The 20,744-nt window shown below is 74.7% G+C and carries 25 protein-coding genes; 7 read left to right on the forward strand and 18 right to left on the reverse strand.

The features are described 5' to 3' along the window. Nucleotides 1–77 precede the first annotated feature (77 nt). A complete protein-coding gene (locus tag CLT75_RS05530) occupies nt 78–446 on the reverse strand; it encodes a winged helix-turn-helix transcriptional regulator (protein WP_262015459.1) in 369 nt (122 codons plus the stop codon). A 61-nt stretch (nt 447–507) separates the two neighbouring features. Between CLT75_RS05530 and CLT75_RS05535 the strand changes: the two genes are divergently transcribed. After that, nucleotides 508–1,173, forward strand: a complete 666-nt coding sequence (locus CLT75_RS05535; protein ID WP_135239792.1) for an NAD(P)H-binding protein — start codon at nt 508–510, stop codon at nt 1,171–1,173. Here the strand turns inward: CLT75_RS05535 and CLT75_RS05540 are convergent. Continuing rightward, nucleotides 1,170–1,826 (reverse strand): HAD family hydrolase, encoded by a 657-nt coding sequence (locus CLT75_RS05540; protein WP_135239793.1) that lies wholly within the window; start codon nt 1,824–1,826, stop codon nt 1,170–1,172. The two genes, CLT75_RS05535 and CLT75_RS05540, sit on opposite strands and share 4 nt — an antisense overlap. A gap of 62 nt (nt 1,827–1,888) precedes the next feature. Between CLT75_RS05540 and CLT75_RS05545 the strand changes: the two genes are divergently transcribed. From CLT75_RS05545 to CLT75_RS05555, 3 genes are all read left to right on the forward strand, one after another. Continuing rightward, nucleotides 1,889–2,470: a carboxymuconolactone decarboxylase family protein gene (locus CLT75_RS05545; protein ID WP_135239794.1), complete on the forward strand. Its 582-nt coding sequence runs from the start codon at nt 1,889–1,891 to the stop codon at nt 2,468–2,470. A gap of 86 nt (nt 2,471–2,556) precedes the next feature. Beyond that, nucleotides 2,557–3,531, forward strand: a complete 975-nt coding sequence (locus CLT75_RS05550; RefSeq protein WP_135239795.1) for a DUF1152 domain-containing protein — start codon at nt 2,557–2,559, stop codon at nt 3,529–3,531. Between the two features lie 39 nt (nt 3,532–3,570). Beyond that, nucleotides 3,571–4,215: an alpha/beta hydrolase gene (locus CLT75_RS05555; protein ID WP_135239796.1), complete on the forward strand. Its 645-nt coding sequence runs from the start codon at nt 3,571–3,573 to the stop codon at nt 4,213–4,215. A 17-nt stretch (nt 4,216–4,232) separates the two neighbouring features. On the opposite strand, the gene CLT75_RS05560 is transcribed toward CLT75_RS05555, so the two are convergent. Then, nucleotides 4,233–5,471 (reverse strand): MFS transporter, encoded by a 1,239-nt coding sequence (locus tag CLT75_RS05560; RefSeq protein WP_135239797.1) that lies wholly within the window; start codon nt 5,469–5,471, stop codon nt 4,233–4,235. 112 nt (nt 5,472–5,583) lie between these two features. Between CLT75_RS05560 and CLT75_RS05565 the strand changes: the two genes are divergently transcribed. Further along, on the forward strand, nt 5,584–6,510 hold the full coding sequence (locus CLT75_RS05565) for a LysR family transcriptional regulator (RefSeq protein ID WP_486485067.1): 927 nt from the start codon (nt 5,584–5,586) through the stop codon (nt 6,508–6,510). Here CLT75_RS05565 and CLT75_RS05570 read toward each other — a convergent pair whose 3' ends face one another. Genes CLT75_RS05570 through CLT75_RS05580 form a run of 3 tightly spaced genes read right to left on the reverse strand, consistent with a single transcriptional unit; the run spans nt 6,511 to nt 8,632 of the window. Continuing rightward, on the reverse strand, nt 6,511–7,278 hold the full coding sequence (locus CLT75_RS05570; protein WP_135239798.1) for a class I SAM-dependent methyltransferase: 768 nt from the start codon (nt 7,276–7,278) through the stop codon (nt 6,511–6,513). 32 nt (nt 7,279–7,310) lie between these two features. After that, nucleotides 7,311–8,081 (reverse strand): maleylpyruvate isomerase N-terminal domain-containing protein, encoded by a 771-nt coding sequence (locus CLT75_RS05575; protein ID WP_135239799.1) that lies wholly within the window; start codon nt 8,079–8,081, stop codon nt 7,311–7,313. Next, complete coding sequence (locus CLT75_RS05580; RefSeq protein WP_135239800.1) at nt 8,078–8,632, reverse strand: AAA family ATPase; 555 nt, start codon at nt 8,630–8,632, stop codon at nt 8,078–8,080. Before CLT75_RS05580 ends, CLT75_RS05575 begins: the two co-directional genes overlap by 4 nt. A gap of 37 nt (nt 8,633–8,669) precedes the next feature. Here CLT75_RS05580 and CLT75_RS05585 point away from each other — a divergent pair, with 37 nt between their 5' ends. After that, nucleotides 8,670–9,434 carry a class I SAM-dependent methyltransferase gene (locus CLT75_RS05585; RefSeq protein WP_135239801.1) on the forward strand — a complete coding sequence of 255 codons (765 nt, stop codon included), beginning with the start codon at nt 8,670–8,672 and terminating at the stop codon, nt 9,432–9,434. A gap of 4 nt (nt 9,435–9,438) precedes the next feature. On the opposite strand, the gene CLT75_RS05590 is transcribed toward CLT75_RS05585, so the two are convergent. From CLT75_RS05590 to trxA, 10 genes are all read right to left on the reverse strand, one after another. Then, on the reverse strand, nt 9,439–10,530 hold the full coding sequence (locus tag CLT75_RS05590) for a winged helix DNA-binding domain-containing protein (protein ID WP_135239802.1): 1,092 nt from the start codon (nt 10,528–10,530) through the stop codon (nt 9,439–9,441). 116 nt (nt 10,531–10,646) lie between these two features. Then, nucleotides 10,647–12,326: a long-chain-fatty-acid--CoA ligase gene (locus CLT75_RS05595; protein WP_135239803.1), complete on the reverse strand. Its 1,680-nt coding sequence runs from the start codon at nt 12,324–12,326 to the stop codon at nt 10,647–10,649. Between the two features lie 101 nt (nt 12,327–12,427). After that, on the reverse strand, nt 12,428–12,607 hold the full coding sequence (locus CLT75_RS05600) for a hypothetical protein (RefSeq protein WP_135239804.1): 180 nt from the start codon (nt 12,605–12,607) through the stop codon (nt 12,428–12,430). A gap of 73 nt (nt 12,608–12,680) precedes the next feature. After that, entirely contained in the window at nt 12,681–13,391 is a 711-nt protein-coding gene (locus tag CLT75_RS05605) for a class I SAM-dependent methyltransferase (RefSeq protein WP_135239805.1), read from the reverse strand. An 81-nt stretch (nt 13,392–13,472) separates the two neighbouring features. Beyond that, complete coding sequence (locus CLT75_RS05610; RefSeq protein ID WP_135239806.1) at nt 13,473–14,081, reverse strand: class I SAM-dependent methyltransferase; 609 nt, start codon at nt 14,079–14,081, stop codon at nt 13,473–13,475. Beyond that, the gene (locus CLT75_RS05615; protein ID WP_135239807.1) at nt 14,020–14,916 is read right to left on the reverse strand and encodes a sulfite exporter TauE/SafE family protein; all 897 of its coding nucleotides are present in this window, start codon (nt 14,914–14,916) and stop codon (nt 14,020–14,022) included. Before CLT75_RS05615 ends, CLT75_RS05610 begins: the two co-directional genes overlap by 62 nt. Continuing rightward, nucleotides 14,913–15,497 (reverse strand): rhodanese-like domain-containing protein, encoded by a 585-nt coding sequence (locus CLT75_RS05620; RefSeq protein WP_135239808.1) that lies wholly within the window; start codon nt 15,495–15,497, stop codon nt 14,913–14,915. Before CLT75_RS05620 ends, CLT75_RS05615 begins: the two co-directional genes overlap by 4 nt. An 86-nt stretch (nt 15,498–15,583) precedes the next feature. Then, nucleotides 15,584–16,984 (reverse strand): MBL fold metallo-hydrolase, encoded by a 1,401-nt coding sequence (locus tag CLT75_RS05625; protein WP_135239809.1) that lies wholly within the window; start codon nt 16,982–16,984, stop codon nt 15,584–15,586. A 154-nt stretch (nt 16,985–17,138) separates the two neighbouring features. Further along, complete coding sequence (locus CLT75_RS05630; RefSeq protein WP_013285930.1) at nt 17,139–17,408, reverse strand: metal-sensitive transcriptional regulator; 270 nt, start codon at nt 17,406–17,408, stop codon at nt 17,139–17,141. 53 nt (nt 17,409–17,461) lie between these two features. Then, nucleotides 17,462–17,812 carry a thioredoxin gene (gene trxA / locus CLT75_RS05635; protein WP_120570220.1) on the reverse strand — a complete coding sequence of 117 codons (351 nt, stop codon included), beginning with the start codon at nt 17,810–17,812 and terminating at the stop codon, nt 17,462–17,464. Nucleotides 17,813–18,062: 250 nt separating this feature from the next. On the opposite strand from trxA, the gene eccB reads away from it, so the two are divergent. Then, on the forward strand, nt 18,063–19,445 hold the full coding sequence (eccB, locus tag CLT75_RS05640; protein ID WP_135239810.1) for a type VII secretion protein EccB: 1,383 nt from the start codon (nt 18,063–18,065) through the stop codon (nt 19,443–19,445). A 37-nt stretch (nt 19,446–19,482) separates the two neighbouring features. On the opposite strand, the gene CLT75_RS05645 is transcribed toward eccB, so the two are convergent. Both CLT75_RS05645 and CLT75_RS05650 read right to left on the reverse strand, forming a co-directional pair. Continuing rightward, on the reverse strand, nt 19,483–20,088 hold the full coding sequence (locus CLT75_RS05645) for a class I SAM-dependent methyltransferase (RefSeq protein WP_135239811.1): 606 nt from the start codon (nt 20,086–20,088) through the stop codon (nt 19,483–19,485). A gap of 32 nt (nt 20,089–20,120) precedes the next feature. Further along, a complete protein-coding gene (locus CLT75_RS05650; RefSeq protein ID WP_135239812.1) occupies nt 20,121–20,723 on the reverse strand; it encodes a phosphatase PAP2 family protein in 603 nt (200 codons plus the stop codon). Nucleotides 20,724–20,744: the final 21 nt, after the last annotated feature.

Genomic DNA, 20,744 nt, shown 5'->3' on the forward strand with positions numbered 1-20,744 from the left:
CGATCGCCGTCGATGCCGTCAACGGGAGGCTAGGGGGACCGGGCGGCCGGCACAACGCCCGGCGCCGGTCGGTGTCGTCACGACGTCCGCGAATCGTGCGACCGGCGGGCGGCCAGCAACTCGTCCAGGTGCCGCTCGCTCCACGACCGGGCCGCCGCGACGAGAGTCAGCAGGCTGCGGCCCAGCGGCGTCAGCGCGTACTCCACGCGCGGCGGGTTCTCGTCGTAGGCCGTGCGTGTGACCAGCCCGTCGCGTTCCATCGCCCGCAACGTCTCGGCCAGCACCTTCGGCGTGATCGTGCGCAGCGGCACCCGCAGCTCGGTGAACCGGCGCGGCCCGTGCTCCAGGCACAGCACCACCATCGCGGTCCACTTGTCGCCGATCTGCAACGGCACCATCCGCGACGGACACGCGGGGTGGAACATGTCCGGATCGAGCGGCGTCACCGCCCGAGCGTAACCCCGGTACCGTTGCGGTAACCGGCACCCCGCGCTCTAGCGTCGCGCCATGACCAGCATCGTCGTCTTCGGCGCGGGCGGCCGGGCCGGCCGCGCGATCACCGCCGAGGCCCACCGCCGTGGCCACCGCGTCACAGCCGTCGTCCGCGACCCCGCCCGCCATCCCGGCCTCACCTCCGCGGTACGCGGCGACGTCACCGACCCGGAGGCCGTCACCTCCATCGGGTACGGGCACGACGCCGTCGTCCACGCGGTCAGCCCGGCGTCCGGGCCGGAAGCGCTGGCCGCCGCCGGTCCCGATCCGGAGTTCTTCGTCCGGGCGGCCGACGCGCTGCTGCACGGCCTGGCCCGCGCCGGCGTGCCGCGGCTCGTGGCGGTCGGCCTGTTCGCCACGCTCACCGACGCGCACGGCCGGCCCCTCTACGACGACCCGGCCGTGCTGCCCGCCGAGCTGCGGCCGTTCGCGCTCAGCCATGCCGCCGGCCTGGACCGGCTCCGTGCGGCGGACACCACAGTCGACTGGCTGGTGCTCACCCCGCCCGCCGCGCTGGACGTGGACGGCCCCCGCACCGGCCGCTACCGCCTCGGCGGCGAGCACGCCCCGGCACTCGCGCACCTGTCGTACGCCGATCTGGCGGTCGCGGTGGTCGACGAGATCGAGGCGCCGCGCCACCACCGCACCCGGCTCTCGGTCTTCGGGGACGTGCCGGACTAGCCGCCCGCCGCGTTGTGCCGGGCGACCAGCGCCGGCAGCTCGTCCAGCGAGTCGATGCGGAACAGGCACCGGTCGGCCACGTCCGGCATGTCGAGGATGTGGCCCCACGGTCCGCGCCGGATCAGGCACGCCGTCATGCCGGCGGCCATCGCCGGGGCGGCGTCGTTGTCCGGCCGGTCACCCACGTACAGGATCGTCGACGCGTCGCCGCCGCCCTCGCGGACGACCCGGTCGAAGAACTCCGGCGCCGGCTTCGCCACGCCCCAGGCCGCCGACGTGCCGATCACGTCCACCGCCAGGTCCAGCGCCCGCAGCGTCGCCTCGGCGTGCGCCGGCTGGTTGCCGGCCAGGCCGACGCGCAATCCCTGCTTCCGCAGGGCGGCCAGGCAGGCCCGCGCGTCCGGGTACAGATCCTCCTCGCCGAACGACTCCGGGTCGCCGGCCACGACCCGGCGCGCGAGTTCGGCGGTGAGGTCGAAGTCCGGCCGGAACGCCCGGAACACCTCCTGGTAGTCCAGCCCGCGGGCGATCACCGCGCCGAAGACCGCGGAGAACGTGTGCCGGGGTACGCCGAGCCAGTCCGCCCAGGTCGCGAACTCGCGGGTCTCGTCGAGGATCGTCCCGCCCACGTCGAAGAAGACCGCTCGGATCATCAGCGGATCGTACTGTCGTTGATCAGCCTGTGGGGGGCGCCCGGGTAGCGCAGACTGCCCGCATGAATGCCGCCTTCCTCCCCGAACCGCCGCAGAGCCCGGCGGCGAAAGCCGCCTACGAGGACGACCTCGCCTCCGACGGCTACGTCAACAACCTCACCCGCGTCTGGTGCTGGCGCCCCGACGTGCTGATGTCCTTCCAGAACACGCGCACCGAGCTGCTGTCCGAGTCCACGCTGTCCTCCCGTGAGGTGGCGGTGCTGGTCGCCGCCACGGCCGCCGCGCGGGGCGACTCGTACTGCTCGCTGGCCTGGGGTGCCCGACTGGCCGGGATGAGCGACGAGGAGACAGCCGTCGCGGTGCTGCGCGGCGACGAGGCGGACCTGTCGGAGCGGGAGACGGCGCTCGCGGACTGGTCCCGCCGGGTCGTGACGGACCCGAACGCCACCACCGAGGCCGACACGCGACGCCTGCGCGAGGCCGGCCTGAGCGACCGGGAGATCTTCGAGGCGACCACGCTGATCGCGTTCCGGCTGGCGTTCTCCACAGTTAACGACGCGCTCGGCGCGCGGCCGGACGCGCAACTGGCGGAGAAGGCGCCACGGCTCGTCCGGGAGGCGGTCACGTTCGGCCGCCCGGTCTGAGCGAGCGGGCCCCGGCCCCGGGCCGCGCCTCGGCCGGGCACGGCCTCGGGGCAGCGGTCCGCCACGCGAGCGGAGATCATCATCCGGTGACAGACACCGCCGCGTACACGTTGGCCGTTCCGCCGCTGTTCGCTGCCCTGGCTCCGGCGAACGACATCCTGATCGCCGGCGCCGGTGGCGGCTTCGACGTCTACGCCGGCCTGCCGCTGGCGCTGGCGCTGTGGCAGGCCGGCAAGCGGGTGCACCTGGCCAGCCTCTCCTTCTCGGAGCTGGAACTGCTCGACCGGCAGGTGTGGGTGGACGAGCACGTCGCGGCGATCCGGCCGGACACCCTCAGCCCGGACTGGTACTTCCCGGAGGGGATCCTGGCCCGCTGGCTGGCGGGCCGGGACCTGCCGTCGACCGTGTACGCCTTCCCACCGCTGGGCGTGCAGCCGCTGCGCGATGCGTACCGGCACCTGGTCGACCGGCTCGACCTCGACGCGATCGTGCTCGTCGACGGCGGCACCGACATCCTGTTGCGCGGCGACGAGAGCGGCCTGGGCACCCCGGTGGAGGACATCACCAGCCTGGCCGCCGTGGCCGGTCTGGACGTGCCGGTCCGGTTGGTGAGCAGCCTCGGTTTCGGCATCGACGCGCACGACGGCGTCAACCACGTCGAGGTGCTGGAGAACCTGGCCGCGCTCGACCGGGAGGGCGGCTACCTCGGCGCGCTGTCCATTCCCGGCTCCAGTCGTGAGGCCGTGCTCTACCGCGAGGCGGTCGCGCAGGCCCAGGCCGCCACCCCGCACCGGCCGAGCATCGTCCAGGGGCAGATCGCCGCCGCCACCGGCGGCGCGTTCGGAGACGTACGGTTCAGCCGGCGCACCGGCCACGGCGACCTGTTCGTCAACCCCCTCATGGCGATCTACTTCTCCGTCGACCTGCCCCGGCTCGCCGCCCGCTGCCTCTACCTCGACCGGATCGAGAACACGATCGGGCGGCGTCAGGTCATCACCCGCATCGAGGCGTTCCGCGACGAGCTGCGGGCCGCCCGGGTGCCCCGGGCGTATCCGCACTGACGGCCACGGCATGTCGTACCGGTGTGGGAGGGTCCGGGCATGACGACGTTCGTGCTCATCCACGGTGGCGGGGGCAGCGCGTGGGACTGGCACCTGCTGGTTCCCGAGCTGGCCGCCCGGGGTCACGACGCGGTGGTGCCGGAGCTGCCCATCGGTGACCGGTCGGCGGGGTTCGCCGAGTTCGGCCAGGCGGTGATCGACGCCGCCGGCGACCGCGACGACCTCGTGGTGGTCGGCCACTCATACGGCGCGTTCACCGCACCGCTGGTCGCCGACCGGCTGCCGGTGCGCCTGCTGGTCCTGCTCACGCCGATGATCCCGCGGCCCGGCGAGAAGCCGGGGGACTGGTGGGGCAACACCGGCTACCGCGAGCCGGAGGGGCTCAGCGAGGAGCAGCAGTTCTACAACGGAGTGCCGGCCGAGATCGTCGCCGAGGCGCCCGCGCACGGCCGGGAGCAGGTCAGCGCGGAGTGGGACGAGCCGTGGCCACTGCCCACCTGGCCGGCCGTGTCGACGGCGGTGCTGATCGGCCGCGACGACCGGTTCTTCCCCGCCGACTTCCAGCGCCGGGTGGCCGCCGACCGGCTCGGCGTTGTGCCGGACGAGATCGACGGCGGCCACGCGGTGGCGCTCAGCCGTCCGGGCCCGCTCGCCGACCGGCTGACCGCCTACCTGGCGTCCTGACCGTCCGGCCGCCGGGCTCAGGAGACGGCGGCGGCCGGGCGCGCGGGCTCCGGGTCGCGCGTGTGCCGGCGCGTCGGCAGCAGCAGCGGCGTGGCGAGCAGCAGCACCCCGGACACGGTGATCGCGGCGAGCGGGCCGACGACAGTGGCGAGGCCGCCCCACCCGGCCATCAGCGCGGCCTGGGTGAGCCGGCCGGTGACGCTCCACGCGGTCAGGACCTGCGCGGTGTGCGCCTGCGGGGTGCGGCGCAGGCGCTCGGTCGCGTAGATCGGGTTGAACACGCCCATGCACGTGATGAGCACCGACTCGACGGCGATCACCGTCAGCAGCCCGGTGGTCCCCGGATGGGTGAACGCGAGACCGAGCGGGACGATCGACCGCAGCCAGCCGGACGCCGTCATGACGCGCTGCCGCCCGTACCGCCGCACCAGGCGCGGGCTCAGCCGTGCGCCGAGTACGCCGCCGAGCGCGGAGACACCGAAGACCAGCCCGTACTGCCAGGCCGCCACCCGGTATTCACCCAGCAGGAGCACGGCGAGCAGCGGCGCGGTCGCCATGATCAGGCCGCCGACCAGCACCGAGTTGAGGAACAGCCGCCACAGCACCGGGTCGCGGCGCACGAGCCGCCAGCCGGCGCCCAGGCCGGCGACGCGTGAGGCGCCCGCCGGGTCACGGGGCGCGGCCGTGTCGCCGGCCCGGATCCGCCGGACCGCGAGCGCCGACAGCAGGTGGCTCACGGCGTCGGCGGTGATGGTGACGACCGGGCCGAGCAGCCCCACGAGCGCACCGCCGAGCGGCGGCCCGGCCGCCGTCGCGGCCCAGCTCGTCGCCTCGAACCGTCCGTTCGCCGCCAGCAGCCGATCATCACGGACCAGGCTCTTCAGGTACGCCCCGGACGCAGCGGTGAACGTGAGGCCGGCCGTCCCGCAGACCACCGCGACGACGAGCAACTGGCCGTAGGACAGCACCCCGAGCGCGTACGCGGCCGGCACGCTCGCCAGCGCCGCGAACCGGACCAGATCCGTCGCGATCATCACCGGCAGCTTCCGCCGGTAGGCCACCCACGGCCCGAGCGGGACCGCCAGCAACGCCGCCACCGCCAGCCCGGCCGCCTCCAGGAGCGACACCGCGAACGCCGACGAATCCAGCACCCGCACCGCGATCAGCGGGAACGCGCCGAACGCCAGCCAGGTGCCGTACGTGCTCACCGCGTACGCCGACCACAGCCACCCGAAATCCGATCCCCGTCTCCGCACGCCCGCCCCCGTCACCGATGCCCGCGCATCAGACCGGCCACGCGGGTGCCGCAGCAAACAACCGCCGCCCGGCGCGCCACAACCATCGGCTGGACCCCCCTACTGTGGGCCGGTGGACAGCGAGGCGGTGCGGTCGTTCGTGCGGGCGGCCGAACTCGGGCAGTTCCGGCACGCCGCCGACGATCTGGGCGTCACCCAGCAGGCCGTGTCGAAGCGGATCGCCGCGCTGGAGCGGGAGCTGGGAGTGCGCCTGTTCACCCGTACACCCCGAGGGGTCGAGCTGACACACGACGGCCGGGCGTTCCTCCCGCACGCCCGGGGCGTCGTCGCCGGCGCGGACCGCGCGGTCGCCGCGGTCCGGCCCGGCGCGCGGGCGCCGCGCATCGACGTGCTCGGCCTGCGCAGCGCGCAGGCAGTCCTGCTGCACGACTACTGGCGCGCCCACCCGGGCGTCGACCTCGACGTGGTGACGCTGCGGGTCGACGACCCCCGGCAGGTCGCCGCCGCCGTCCGGGCCGGCGACGTCGACGCCGCGTTCCGCACCGTCACCGACCCGGCCGCGCTGCCGTCCGAGGTACGGATGGTCCGCGCCTTCGACTCGCCGCTGCAACTGCTCGCCGGGCCCCGGCACCCGCTCGCGTCCGCGCCCACGCTCACGCCGTCCGAGCTGCGCGGGCACCGGCTGCGGGTGCCGGGCATCGTGCCGGGCAGCGAGTGGGGCGAGTTCTACGAGCAGCTCGCCGACGCCTTCGACCTGTGGGTGGACGCGACCGGGCCGAACTTCGGCACCGAGGTGCTCCTCGACGAGCTCGCGGACTCGGCGGACGTGGCGACGCTCGTCGGCACCCGGGACCGCTACCTCTGGCCCGCCGGCCACGACCTGCGCCGCATCCCGATCACGGATCCGGTGCTCGCGTACCCGATCAACCTCATGCTGCCCCGGACCGGTCCGCATCCGGGGCTGCGGCCGGTGATCCGCCACTTCGCGGACCTGCCGCCGCTGCCCGGGCCGGTCTGGCGGCCCGCCTGGCCCGGGTGATCAGGGCTGCGACGTCCGCCGCGCCAGGTGGACCGTGACATCCGAGGTGACCTCGACCGTGCCGGGCAGCACGTCCCGGACGCGGCGGAACACCTGCTCACGTACGGGTGGCGGCAGTTCGAGATAGGCCGAGACGGTCGACAGGAGACCGACGTAGTCGTCGGCGCTCGTCGTGATCCGCCGCGCGATCTCCGACTGGCGAACGTCGGTGAACCACTCGGACGCGCGCAGCTCGGTGCCGGGCCACTGCATTCCGGCCTCCGGTGGCGTCCCGTCCGGCGACGGGATCTCGTCGTCGGCGAGGAACTCGGACCGGGCCGCGGCCACCGCGTCGCGCAGCGCCGGGTCGGCCAGCCGCAACGGCCCGCCGAACGAGGCGAACACGCCACCGGCCGCGAGCAGCCCGGCGATCCGCTCCCACCGCCGGTCCGGGTCGGTCCAGTGCAGCGCCGCCGCCGCGTACACCAGGTCGTGGCGCTCGCCGGCGCGCAACTGCTCGAACGCGGCCTGCCGGACCCGCACCTCGGCCGGGACGTGCCGGCGCAGTTCGGCGAGCATCGCGGGGTCCGGGTCGGTGGCGGTGACCGCGATGCCGCGCCGGGCGAACAGCCGGGTCGCCTTGCCGGTCCCGGCGCCGATCTCCAGTGCGGTCCGGACCGGCCGGCCCGCGTACGTTAGCACCAGGTCGGCCAGCTCCTCGGGGTAGCCGGGCCGGAACCGCTCGTACGCCCGCGCTGCCGCCCCGAAGCTCAACGCGCGATCCGGCATACCGGTCATCCTTCCACGCTCAGGCCACCGGGCTACGCGTCCGGGTCCCACGCCGCGATCTGGTCGAGCACGCGCCGGTCGCCCTCGATGGCGAGCGCGTCCAGCGGAATCCGGCCGTAGAAGGCCAGGACCAGGTCACCGGCGGTGGAACGGGCGGAGGTGTCGGCCGGGCCCGCGTCGTCTCCGGCCTGCACGCGGGTGACCCGTGCCCCGCCGGGGGAGAGCCGCGTGCGCCACGATCCGCCCTCGGTGACGTGGTAGTCGAGGACGGCGGGCTCGTACGGCCACGGCACGGTGGTCGCGCAGCAGGTGAACAGGAAGTCCTCCACGCCGTCGAGGGCCACCTCGACCGGCAGCGGCTGCGGCGCGCCCACTGTGAGCCGGGCGTCGTAGGTGTGCACCGCGATCTCCTGGAGCTGGTGCCGGGCGACGGCGCCGCAGGTCTGCGGCGACTGCGACGTGTCCCACCACGTCCAGCAGCGGCGATCGGGTCCGGCGTCGCGCAGCGCGGCCAGCAGGTGCTCGGTGGACTCGGCCAGCCAGTCCCGCAGCGCCGTACGCTCCCGCGGCGCGCCCGGCCCGCCGGGTTCGGCCCGTCCGGACGCCTCGGGACCGGCGGCGACGGTGGCCGCCCACGAGCGGCGTCCTTCGCCGATGTGCCGGGCCAGGTCGAACAGCGTCCATCCGGGACAGGTCGGCACCGGCGCGTCGAGGTCCGGCGCGGCGGCGACCGCGTCCCGGAACGCGGCCGACCGGTCGTCGATCAGCCGCAGCCGGTCGGGAAACGTCAGGGGTTCGGTCACTCCGGCTGTCTACCACTGTGCCCGGAGGCCCGACAGCGAGTTTCGGCGCGCACGTGCGCGCCGACGGCGTCGGCCACCTGCTCGGGCGGGGCGGAGGCGTCGATCAGACGGGCGTCGGTCACCGACGCGAACGCGGCGAGGGCCCGGGCGACGTGGTCGTGCCGCCAGCCGCGCGCGCCGGACTCGACCTGGTCGGCGTCGATCCGGGCCCGCAGCCGGTCCTCGGGGAGCGTGAGCACCACCTCGCGGACGTCGACGCCCGCGGCGCGGATGCCGCCGAGGATCTCCGCGCGGTATGCCGGGTCGAGCAGGCTCATCGGCACGATCCAGACGCCCGCGTGGTGCCGGTCCAGCCCGGTGACCGTCTGCACGACGAGGTGACGCCACAGGGGCAGGTCCTGGAAGTCGTCGGTCGGCGGGGTGACGAACGCGGTGAGCATCGAGCCGAGGAACTCCGGGTCGAACAGCCGCGCATCCGGCAGCGCGCTCGTGAGCAGCCGCGCCGTGGTCGTCTTGCCGACACCGAACGCGCCGTTGAGCCAGACAATCATGACGGTGATCGTGTCAGTTGGCGGCTAGCCTGGCGCGGTGGGATTCGACGTCGGCGCGGACGCGTACGGCCGTTTCATGGGCCGATTCGCCGAGCCGCTGGCGGTGCGCTTCGCCGACGCCGCGGGTGTCACGCGAGGGCAGCGGGCGCTTGATGTCGGCTGCGGCACCGGCGCGCTGACCGCGGAGCTGGTCGCACGGCTGGGGCCCGAGGCGGTGTCGGCTGTCGACCCGTCGGCGCCGTTCGTGGAGGCGGCCCGGGTACGCCTGCCCGGGGTCGAGATCCGGCGGGCGTCGGCTGAGCTGCTGCCGTTCCCCGACGGCGGCTTCGACGTCACCCTCGCTCAGCTCGTCGTGCACTTCATGACGGACCCGGTTGCCGGCCTGCGGGAGATGGTCCGTGTGGCCCGTCCCGGGGGAGTGGTGGCGGCCTGCGTGTGGGACCACGCCGGTGGGCGTGGACCGCTGACCGTGTTCTGGCAGGCGGTCCGGTCGCTCGACCCGGACGCCTACGACGAGTCGGGGCTCGCCGGGGCGCGGGAGGGCGACCTCGTCGACCTGTTCGCCGCCGCCGGCCTGCGTGACGTGCGGTCGTCCATGCTCACCGTCCGGACGAGTTTCGCGAGCTTCGACCAGTGGTGGGAGCCGTACACGCTCGGGGTGGGCCCGGCCGGGGACCACGTCCAGCGGCTCGACGCGGCGGGCCGCGCGGCGTTGCGCGACAGGTGCGCGTCACTGCTCGGCGACCGGTGGCCGGTGGAGGTCCCGGCCTCGGCCTGGACGGCGGTCGGCCGGGCGCGGTAGGCGGTCAGTCGGCGAAGTCGACACCGGCGAGCGCCACACCCCGGTACGCGGCGAGGCGCTCGGCCTCCGCGACCACCGCGTCGCGGGTGCTGCCGGGCAGTTTGCGCCACGGCTGGACCGCGACGGTGAACGACCGGCCGGACTTGCGGGGCCGCCAGGTGCCGGCCAGATCCCCGTCGGCCAGTACGGCGCCGGGGCGGCCCAGCACCGGCCACAGCTCCTTCGCGCGGGCCGCGTCCGGCACCAGCGTCGCCCGGTCCTTCGCCTGGAGGAACAGGTCGAACGGGCCGAGCAGGCGGGTCGTGGTGGCGTCCGCCGACCCCAGCGCCGCCTCGTCGGCGGCGAGCAGCCAGCGCGTCTCACCGTCGACGTTCACCTCGACCGCGTCGTGCGGCCAGCGGGCCTTGACCTCCTTGACCGGGGCGTCGAGGTAGTCGGCGACGTGCTTGGGCGTGGCCGGGCCGAGCAGCCGCAGGTACGCGCGGATGAGTTCGAACCGGTCGCCGGGCGCGGCGGCCGGACGGAAGTCGCTGATGCGTTCCAGAATCGGCGGTGACGTGTCGAGCCGCAGCTCCAGTCCGGCGCGCACGGCGGCCAGCCGGAACGGCATCTCGTAGAGGTGGATCGCGTCGCACGGCCGGCAGTGCCGCAGGTAGGGCTCGGGCATCACCTCGGCCAGGCGGCCGGAGACCGCGCCCTTGACCGTCGGCTCGCGGACGATCTCCCGCATCCGCGCGGCCACCTCGTCGAGCGCGGCGACGATGCCGATGCCCGCCGCCTTCAACGGCTTCGCCGCGTCGTAGATGCGCTTGCCCGCGTCGGCGTCGGAGAACGGCTCGACCGCGGCGGCCACCGCGCCCACGTCGGCGCGGCGGTAGAGGTGCGGGGCGCCGCGTACGGTCCAGAGCAGGACCAGGTCGTCGCCGGTCAGCGGGGCCACGTCGACGCCGCGTGTGGCGAGCGCCCACCGGCCGCCGTCGGGACCGGTGTCCTGCACGCCGATGCCGAGCACGGCGGTGTCGGCGAGCGAGCCCCGCACCCGGTCGAGCTGCTGAGCGCGCACGCGGAAGGCCAGCACCTGACGCCTGTCGGTCATCGCCACAGCGTAGGCGCCGGCACCGACACGTCGTCGATGGAACGCTGCGGGTGTCTCCGGCCCCGTTTGACACCCACAGCGTTCCACTCGCCGCCCGTCGGCGGGGGAACGCGGCGTCAGCGGTCGGCGAGCAGCCGTTCGCGGACCTCGCGGCGCAGGATCTTGCCGATCTGGGAGTACGGCAGCTCGTCGACGATCACGACCCGGCGTGGCACCTTGTACCCGGCCAGGTGGGTGCGGCACGAGGTCCGGATCGCCTCCGGGCTGCCGGCCACCGCCGGGTCGACCACCACCGCGGCGACGACCTCCTCGCCGTCGTCGGTGGGCATTCCCACGGCGGCGGCCTCGCGTACGCCGGGGACGCGGCGCAGCGCCTCCTCCACCTCGGACGGGTAGACGTTGAAGCCGCCCGTGATGATCAGTTCCTTGATCCGGTCCACCACCGTCACGAAGCCGTCGGCGTCCATGGTGACGATGTCGCCGGTACGCATCCAGCCACCGGGCAGCAGCACCTTCGCCGTCTCCTCGGGCCGGTGCCAGTAGCCGGTGAACACCTGCGGGCCGCGGACCAGCAGCTCACCGGCCTCACCCGGAGCGCGGTCGCGGCTCGGATCCTCCGGGTCGACGATGCGCACGTCGGTGGAGGGGAACGGCACGCCCACGGTGCCCGGCCGGCGGGTCGGCGCGACCGGGTTGCCGACGGTGATCGGGGACGTCTCGGTCATCCCGTACCCCTCGACCAGCAGGCCGCCGGTCACCTGCTCCCACAGCTCCACCGTGGCCGGTGGCAGCGACATCGCGCCGGACAGCGCGTACCGGATGGAGGTGAGGTCGACGCCGCGCTCGCGCGCGACGGTGGCCAGCTTCGCGTAGACCGGCGGCACCGCGGGCAGGAACGTCGGCGGGCGGCGGCGGACAGCGTCGAGCACCTGGTCGGCGTCGAAGCGGGGGAACAGCACCAGCGTCGCCCCGATGCTGACGGCGAAGGTGAGGCAGAGCGTCAGCCCGTAGGCGTGGAACAGCGGCAGCACCGCATACACCGTCTCCGCGCCGTCGCGCAGGCCCGGCACCCAGGCCCGGCCCTGCGCGGCGTTGGCGCGCAGGTTGCGGTGGGTCAGCACCGCGCCCTTGGGCTCGCCGGTGGTGCCGCCGGTGTACTGGAGCAGCGCCACGTCCCCGGCCTCGGGCGCGGGATGCCCGGCGGGCAGCGGCCCGGCGGCGGCGACCAGCTCCGACCAGGGCAGGGCGCCGGGCGCGGGGGCGGTCATCGCGGCCCGCGCGGCGCGGACCTTCGGCAGCGGCACCCGCAGCGCCCACCGCTTGAGCCGCGGCAGCGCCGCGGTCAGGTCGACCGACACCACGGTACGCACGGCGCCGCGTCCCGCCACCAGCGGCGCGACCTTGTCCCACACGATCGCGACCGTCGCGCCGTGGTCGGTGAGCTGCCGGTCCAGCTCGTCGGCGGTGTAGAGCGGGTTGTGCTCGACGACCACCGCGCCGAGGCGCAGCACGGCGTAGAACGCGACCACGTGCTGCGGGCAGTTGGGCAGCACCAGCGCCACCCGGTCGCCCGGGCCGACGCCGAGCCGGCGCAGCGCCTCGGCGGCGCGGGCCACCTGGTCGGCCAGCTCGGTGAAGGTGGTGGTGGCGCCGTAGAAGTCGAGCGCGACCCGGGGACCGAACCGTCCGGCCGCCTCGGTGAGCAGGTCGACGAGCGAGCCGTCCGGCTCGGTGATCTCGGCGGGCACCCCGGGTGCGTAGCTACGGGTCCAGGGTCGCTGGGCGGTCGCGTCCATCGCCGTTACTCCTCGTCGCGCGGATGACGCCACCAGCCTAACTTAACCGCGCGGTAACCTACGCTCACGTAGGTTGCCGGGTCGGTCACACCCGCCGCAGGTCAGCGGCGGCCGGTCGAGTGTTGGTGCACCGCCCGCCGGCCCTTCACGATCCCGACGACGATGACCGCGGCGAGCGCGATCACGCCGATGATGACGAACCAGCGGACCGCCTCCAGCAGCAGCCCGAGCAGGATGATCACACCGGCGGCCACGCCGACCACCCACAGCAACGCGCGCATGTCCCAGCCTCCCGTCGTACGGTCGGCCGCCCGCTTTCCCGCTGGACCGGCGGGCATGCCGCCGCCGGGTGGATCAGTGCCGGGCCACGTACACGGTGTTCGCCGCCTCCCGGCCCTGCAACGGGTTCGGGAACCGGACGACGTGTGCCACCGAGGTCGGGAACACTTCGGTCAGCGTGCGCTGGAACGCCGGGTCCGGCGGGTCGTTCGACCACAGCGCGAAGACGCCCTCCGGGTGCAGCAGCGCGGCCAGCCGCCGCAGCCCGTCGACCGTGTAGAACGGGGCGTGGCTGGGGTGCAGCACGTGGCGGGGGGAGTGGTCCACGTCCAGCAGCACCGCGTGGAAGCGGCGCCCGGGCTCGTCCGGGTCGAGACCGTCGCCGGCGACCGCGGCGAAGAAGTCCGCCCGGACGAACCGGGTACGCGGATCGGTGGCCAGCCCGGCGGCGAACGGCAGCAGGTCCCGCCGGTGCCAGTCGATCACGTCCTCGATCGCCTCGACCACCACCAGCGAGCGCACCCGGGGATCCTCCAGCGCGGTACGCGCGGTGTAGCCGAGGCCGAGCCCGCCGACCACCACGTCCAGCGCGTCGCCGGTGAGCGGAGCCAGCCCGAGCCGGGCCAGTTCGATCTCCGCGACCGGGAAGGCGCTGGACATGAGGTACTCGTCGTCGAGCTTCACCTCGTACACGTCGGAGTCCAGTGCCGGGTCACGGCGCCGCCGCAGGCTGATCTCGCCGATCGGCGTCTCCCGCCAGGCCAGTTCCTCGAAACGCGCGCCCACCCGTGTCCTCTCCGCCGATCCGTCCCCGGATGCTACCGGCCGGTTCCCGGCCCGGCCCGGCGAAACGGCGGCGGACGGCGGTCAGTCGGCGGGGCGGGTGGCGACCACCACGGTGTCCAGCGCGTCGACGGTCCCGCCGTCGGTGGCCGGGACCGGCCGGCGGGTCGTCTCGGCCCGCTGCACGCGCAGCCCGGCCAGCCCGTCGACCACCGACTCCGGCGTGAGCAGCACGTCCGGGTCCTGCGGGCCGCCGATGCCCCCGGCGAGGTTGGCCAGGTCGTGGCCCACCACCACCAGCGTGCCGCCGGGGCGCAGCGCGGACTTCGCCGCGGCGAGCACCGCGGCGAACTCCGGCGCGGGCAGGTGCAGGTAGCTGATCAGCACCAGGTCGTAGCTGTTCGGCACCGGCCGGTACGCGGTCACGTCCGCGACCCGCCAGTCGACAGTGACGCCCCGCGCGGCGGCCAGCTCACGCCCTCGGTCCACGGCCACCGCGGAGAAGTCCACCGCGTTGACCCGCCAGCCCTGACCGGCCAGCCAGACCGCGTTGCGGCCCTCGCCGGCGGCGATGTCCAGCGCTGACCCGGGAGGCAGCCCGGTGACCGACTCGACCACGAAACGGTTGGGCTCAGCGCTCCACACCAGTCCGGGCGTGTCGGCGTACCGGCTGTCCCAGGCGCTGCTGTCCACTGTGTTCCCTCCTCCGGCGGCCCCACACCGCCATGGTGACCGTACCGGCCACGGCAAGCGCTCCCACGGCGAGTCCCCATACCGGCGGCAACTGCTGCGCGAGCACGAACACGCCCATCACCACGACGAACCAGCCGAACCCCCGGCGCAGCAGGTCGGCCGGGATCCGCCCGGCGAGCCGGCCACCGAGCAGGCTGCCGACGACGGCGGCGGCGGTGACCCCGGCGGCCAGACCCCAGTGGATCTGCACGCTGGACAGGTAGCCCGCCAGACCGGCGAACGACTTCATCGCGATGACGACCAGCGAGGTGCCGACTGCGATCGGCATCGGCAGTCCGCCCAGCAGGGCCAGGGCCGGTACGACCAGGAAGCCGCCGCCGGCGCCGACCAGGCCGGTGACCAGGCCGACGACCACACCGTCCCCGACCACCCGCAGCATCGGCAGCTCGTGCGGCACCGGGCGGCCCTCGGTGGACCGGCGGCCCCGCAGCATCGCGACCGCGGTGGCGAGCATCATCAGCGCGAACCCGGTGAGCAGGACGCCGGCCGGGACGAACTCGGCCAGCCGGCCGCCCGCGTACGCGCCGGTCATGCCGGCCACGCCGAAGATGAGCCCGGTACGCCAGCGGACCCGGTTCGCCCAGGCGTGCGGCAGTACGCCGACGGCGCTGGTCACGCCGACGACCAGCAGCGAGGTGGCGATCGCCTCCTTGGCGGGCAGGTCGGCGACGTAGACCAGCAGCGGCACGGCGAGGATGGACCCGCCGCCGCCGAGCAGGCCCAGCGTCACGCCGATCAGCACCGCGCCGGCCAGCGTCAGCGCGAGGGTGGTCACTTGCGGCTCCCGTCGCGCAACTGCCCGACGATCGTGTCCAGGTCGCAGCTCGCGCCGCGGTTGTACGGCAGCTTGCTCAGCAGCATGCCCATGGCGCAGGTGTTGGTGAGCGCGGCGAACGTGAGGCCCGCGCCGATGAACGCGGCGACCCACTTCAGGCCGGGCACGAACACCGACCCGAGGACGGCGGCGAGCACGATCGAGCCGGCGACGAGGCGTACCTGGCGCTCCAGGTCCCAGCGCGGGCGGCCCTGGTTGACCGGGGCGTTTGTGGCCTGCCAGGCCAGCATGCCGCCGTCGAGCACCTTCACGTTGGGCAGGCCGACGGTGCCGAGCGCCTGACCGGCCTGGCCGGCCCGGACGCCGGAGCGGCAGATCAGCACCACGTCCTCGTCCAGGTGGCTGCGCAGCTCCGCGCGGTGCTCCCGGAGCAGGTCCAGCGGCACGTTGTACGCGCCGGGGATGTGCGCCGCCTCGAACTCACCGGGTGTGCGCACGTCGAGCATCCGGGGCGTACGTCCGGCGGCGATCAGCTCGCGCAGGGTCGCCGCGTCGATGGTGGTGGGGGTGGTCGTGGTCATGCTTCGGTCTCCTTCAGCGGGTGTTTTCGGGCAGGGTCGGGCGCCGGCCGGCGTGGGGACACGCCGGCCGGGCGCTCGGGGAGAGGTCAGGCGGTGGGCGCCATGCGTACGCCGGCCGCCTCGGCTCGGCCGTACGAGTCGTCGATCAGCACCACGTCACGGCCGGCGTTGGCGAGCAGGGACGCGGCGGCGGTGGCCCGGTAACCGGAGCCGCAGTGCACCCAGACGGTCCCGGCGGGGATGTCGGCGAGCCGCTTCGGCACGTCCGGCAGCGGCACGTGCACCGCACCGTCGATGTGCCCGGCCTTCCACTCGTTCGTCATCCGCACGTCGAGGACGACCTGCGGCGCGGGCAGCCCGGCCGGGGTCTTCCCGGCCTGCGCGGCGGCGAGCGCGCCGAAGTCGGCCACCGCCAGCTCCCGCAGCTGCGACGGGTCGGCGGTCCACTGCTCGGGCTCGCCGGTGGCCTGGGCGGCCGGGCGGTCGATGCCGATGCGGACCAGTTCCCGCTGGGCGTCGGCGACCTGCTCCGGGGTCTGCGCCAGAAACGTGATCGGCACACCCCAGTCGATCAGCCAGCCGAGCCACGTCGACATCGGCCCGTCCAGGCCGAGGCTGACGGTGCCGGCCAGGTGCGAGGCCGCGTACGCCTTGCGGTGGCGCAGGTCGACCACCCACTCGCCGGCGGCGATACGACGGCGCAGCTCGTCGGCGTCGGCGCGGGCCACCGGCGTGAGGTCGACCGGGGCGGGACCGGCGGCGTTGGCGACGCCCATGTGGGCGTAGTACGCCGGGTAGGCGTCCAGCCCGGCCAGCGTCTCGGTGACGAACTGGTCGGCGGCCAGCCGCAGCACCGGGTTGGCCTCCTTCTCCCGGCCGATCGTCGACTCGGGGGCGTCGGCCTGGCTGGCCGAGCAGAAGCTGCCGAAGCCGTGCGTGGGCCAGACGTGAGCGCCGTCGGGCAGCAGGTCGGCCAGCTTGCGCGCCGAGGCGTACTGGTGGTGCGCCAGCTCGTGCGCGTACTGCTGGCCGAGCAGGTCGGTGCGGCCGGTGGTGCCGAACAGCAGCGAGCCGCCGGTGAACACGCCGGCCGCCGTCCAGCCGCCGTCGCTGGCCTCGTCGAGCGCGAACGACAGGTGGTGGAACGTGTGACCGGGGGTGCCGATCACCCGCAGCCGCATGGTGTCCGACACCGGCACGGTGTCGCCGTCGGCGGCCGGGGTCCGGTCGAACTCGACCGTGTCGGCGGCGGCCACCAGGTACTGCGCGCCGGTGATCCGGGCCAGCTCCAGGCCGCCGGAGACGTAGTCGTTGTGGATGTGCGTCTCGACCACGTGGGTGATCCGTACGCCCTTGGCGCCGGCCAGGTACAGGACGCGGTCGATGTCGCGCTGCGGGTCGACCACGATCGCCACCCGGCCGTCGGAGGCGAGGTAGCTGCGGTCGCCGAGCGAGGAGGTCGCGATGACGGACACGTCGAGAGTCATGCCGTTTCCTCTCATTGCCTATATACCCCGGGGGGTATGCATGGGACAGTCTGCGGCCTGGGTCAACCAGGCAGGTGTTTACCCGCCCGCGTCGTGGTCACACGGCGCGGGCGGGGCTCAGCCGGTCAGGCGGACGCCGTCAGGCAGGGGGCCGTCAGGCCAGGGACAGGAAGAGCTTCTCCAGCTCCTCCTCGGTCATCTCCGGCTCCTCGCCCGCCTGGCGGGCGGCGTCGCAGTAGCGCATGCCGGAGGCGATGATCTTGAAACCGGCCCGGTCGATGGCCTTGGAGACCGCGGCGAGCTGGGTCAGCGCGGCGCGGCAGTCCTCGCCGTTCTCCATCATCTCGATGACGGCGTTGAGCTGCCCCCGGGCCCGCTTGAGCCGGGTCAGCGCCTCGCCTGTCATCTCCGGTCGAAGATTCACGTCATACCTCCTGCGCTCGAAGATACCCCAGGGGGTACCCGTGCCGCCACCCGTCAGGCGGTCTTGGCCCGGACCTCGTCCATGTCGAGGTCACGCACGGCCCGGATCAGCTCCTCCAGCCCGGCCGTCGGCAGGGCGCCCGGCTGGGCGAACACCAGCACGCCGTCCCGGAACGCCATCAGTGTCGGGATCGACCGGATCTGGGCGGCGGCCGCCAGGGCCGGCTCGGCCTCGGTGTCGACCTTGCCGAAGACGATGTCCGGGTGCTGCTCGCTGGACTTCTCGTAGACCGGCGCGAACGCCCGGCAGGGGCCGCACCAGCCGGCCCAGAAGTCGACCAGGACGATGCCGTCCCGGTTGACCGTCTCTGCGAAGTCGGTGGTGGTCAACGCCACGCTGGCCATCAGTACCTCCGTCGGTTCGGGTTCCGCCATGTCTAACACACCCCCGGGGGTATCCATTCCGGGGGTGGTGGCCGGCTTGATCCACTCCACCTCGGGGAGGTGGACGGGTCTGGGCCGGTGTGATGCGGCCACCTCGGCGTACTGGCGGGGCGAACCGACGACGGAGGGCCCGTGAGGGACACGCAGGGTCGCCGGGGCATCGACGGAGCGCTTATCCTGTGCGCCGACCATCCCGGCGGGAAGGGACACGATGGCGTCGCGGCAGGACCAGCTGCACTCGTACCAGTTCACCGTCCAGCGGGCGGTCGCCGCGCTCGTCATGCGGGAGACGGACCCGCCGCAGTCCCCGTTCCGCCGGCTGGCCGGCGCCGGTCTGGCCAGCGTCCTGGTCGCGGCGATCGCGCTCGGCGGCGTCGCCCTCTACGGCCTGTTCACCGGCGGCGGTGACTCGTGGCGCGAGACGGGCGCGGTGATCGTGGAGAAGGAGTCGGGCGCGCGATTCGTCTACCGCGACGAGAAGCTGCACCCGGTGTCGAACTACGCCTCCGCGCTGCTGATCATCGGGGCGGAGCGGCCGAAGACGGTGCTGGTCAGCCGCCGCGCCATCGAGGGGGTGCCGCGCGGTCTGCCGCTCGGCATCGCCGACGCGCCGGACTCGCTGCCCGCGCCGAACCGGCTCGTCCGCGACGCGTGGACGCTCTGCTCCGTGGCGGGGGACGAGCCCGGGCGCGACGAGGCCCGGTCGGTGCTGCTGATCGGGCGGCAGGCCACCGGCGGCCGGGTGCTCGGCGACCAGGGGCTGCTGGCCCGGCACCCGGACGGCGGCCTGCACCTGCTCTGGCACGACCGGCGCTACCTGCTGCGCGACACCGACCGGGTGCTCGCCGCGCTCGCCGCCACCCGGGAACGGGCGGTGCCGGTGGCGGCGGCGCTGCTCAACACGCTGCCGGCCGGCGCCGACCTGGCCCCGCCGCCCGTCGGCGACCTCGGCGAGCCGTCCGAGCGGGTCACCGGCGCCACAGTGGGTGACGTCTACCTGGTGCGCAACTCCGGCGGCGGACGGCAGTACGCGGTCGCGCAGCGCGCCGGGCTGGCCGGCATCACCGAGTTGCAGGCGGCGCTGCTGCTGGCCCGCACCGGCCAGCGGGAGCCGGAGCCGATCACGCTCGGCCGGTTCGCCGCGCTGCCGAAACTGCCCGGTCTGGTGCCCGGCGGGGCGAGCGCGCCACCCGCCGTACCGCCCCGGCTGGCCGCCGCCGAGAGCGGTGCGATCTGCGCGCGGGCCGGGGACGACGCCGGCGTTCGCGAGATCCGTCTCGGAGTCACCGCGCCGGACCTCGCCGCCGCCACCCGGACACAGGGCGGGCGGGCCGGGCTCGCCGACGAGGTGGTGGTGGAGCCGGGACGCGGCGCGCTGGTGGAGGCGGTGTCCGCGCCGGGCGCCACCGGCGGCGCGGTCTGCGTGATCACCGACCTCGGACGGCGGTACGCGCTGACCGGCGCGGACGTGCCGGGCTCGCTCGGCTATGCCGGGGTGCGCCCGGCGCGGCTGCCGGCGGCCCTGGTGGACCTCCTGCCGGCTGGCAGCCCGCTCGACCCGGAGGCCGCCCGCGCCGTCGCCGCGCCCGCCTGAGCGCCGGGCGCGATCCGCCGGGGAGGACGAGCAGCGGTCAGCCGGCGGGGCGGCGCAGCACGCTCACCGCGAAGTCGGCGTCGTCGCGCCACGGCCGCAGGTCCCAGGTGGCGAAGCGGTGCTCGGGGCGCAGCCCGGCGGCGACCGCGTCGGCGTCCAGGTCGGCCACCGGGTAGCCGCGGTCGGTGGCGAAGCCGACCACGACCAGGCCGTCCGGGCGTACGTGCGCGGCGACGCGGGCCAGCACGTCGCGTTCGGTGCCGGGGGCGACGAAGACCATCACGTTGCCGGCCAGCACGGCGGCGTCGAACGGCTCGGCCTCGCCCTGGGCGGCCAGGTCCAGCTCGGCCAGGTCGGCGACCAGGAAGCGGGGACCGGGGTGGTCGGCGCGGGCCGCCTCGACAAGCGTCGGGTCGGCGTCCACGCCCACGGCGTCGTGCCCGCGCGCGGCGAGCGCGGCGGCGACCCGGCCGGTGCCGCAGCCGGCGTCCAGGACACGGGCGCCGGGCGGCACGAGCGCGTCGAGCAGCCGCGCCTCACCGGACAGGTCGGCGCCCTCGGCGGCGAGCTGACGGAACCGGTCCACGTACCACTGCGAGTGGCCGGGTTTCGTGTCGGTCACCCAGCGGGTCGGCTTGCCCATGAGGCCACCGTAGCTGATCTTGTGGCGGCGGGTCAGGCGAGCGCCAGGAACGTGCCGGCGGCGAGCGGCCCGCCGAGCGCGACGCCGGCCAGCACCTGCGGCCAGGTGTGGTCGCCCAGCCGTACCCGGGACCAGCCGACGGCCGCGACGAGCACCCAGCCGAGGTTCGCGCCCGGGCCGGCCAGCGGCACCAGCACGGCGACGGTGGCGGCGGCGACCGCCGCGTGGATGCTCAGCTTCCACCAGTGGTTCACCAGCGCGCAGGCCGCGCCGACCACGAAGACCACCACGATCACGGCGAACAGTTCGGCCGGCGCGCGCACCGCCGCCAGCAGCAGCAACCCGGCCGCGACCGAGGCCAGCCCGATCGACAGCGGCCGGGCCCGCTGGGCGCGGTCGCCGACGTGCCGGTCGGTGAGGCGCCCCCGGCGGACGCCGTGCACGAGCACACCGATCGGGATGACGGCGCAGAACGTGAGCGCGATGCCGCCCCAGAGCAGGAACTGGCCCGCCGAGCGGCTGACCCGGGCGGCGGCGATCAGCGGCAGCGCCGTGACCAGGACGGTCGGGGCGAGCGCCTCGGTGAGCAGCCGGGCCGCCCGCGCGCCGGCCCGGCGCTCCCGTGATGCTCGCACCCGATCATCCTGGCACGGACG

The sequence above is a fragment of the Micromonospora sp. CNZ285 genome (assembly GCF_004637285.1).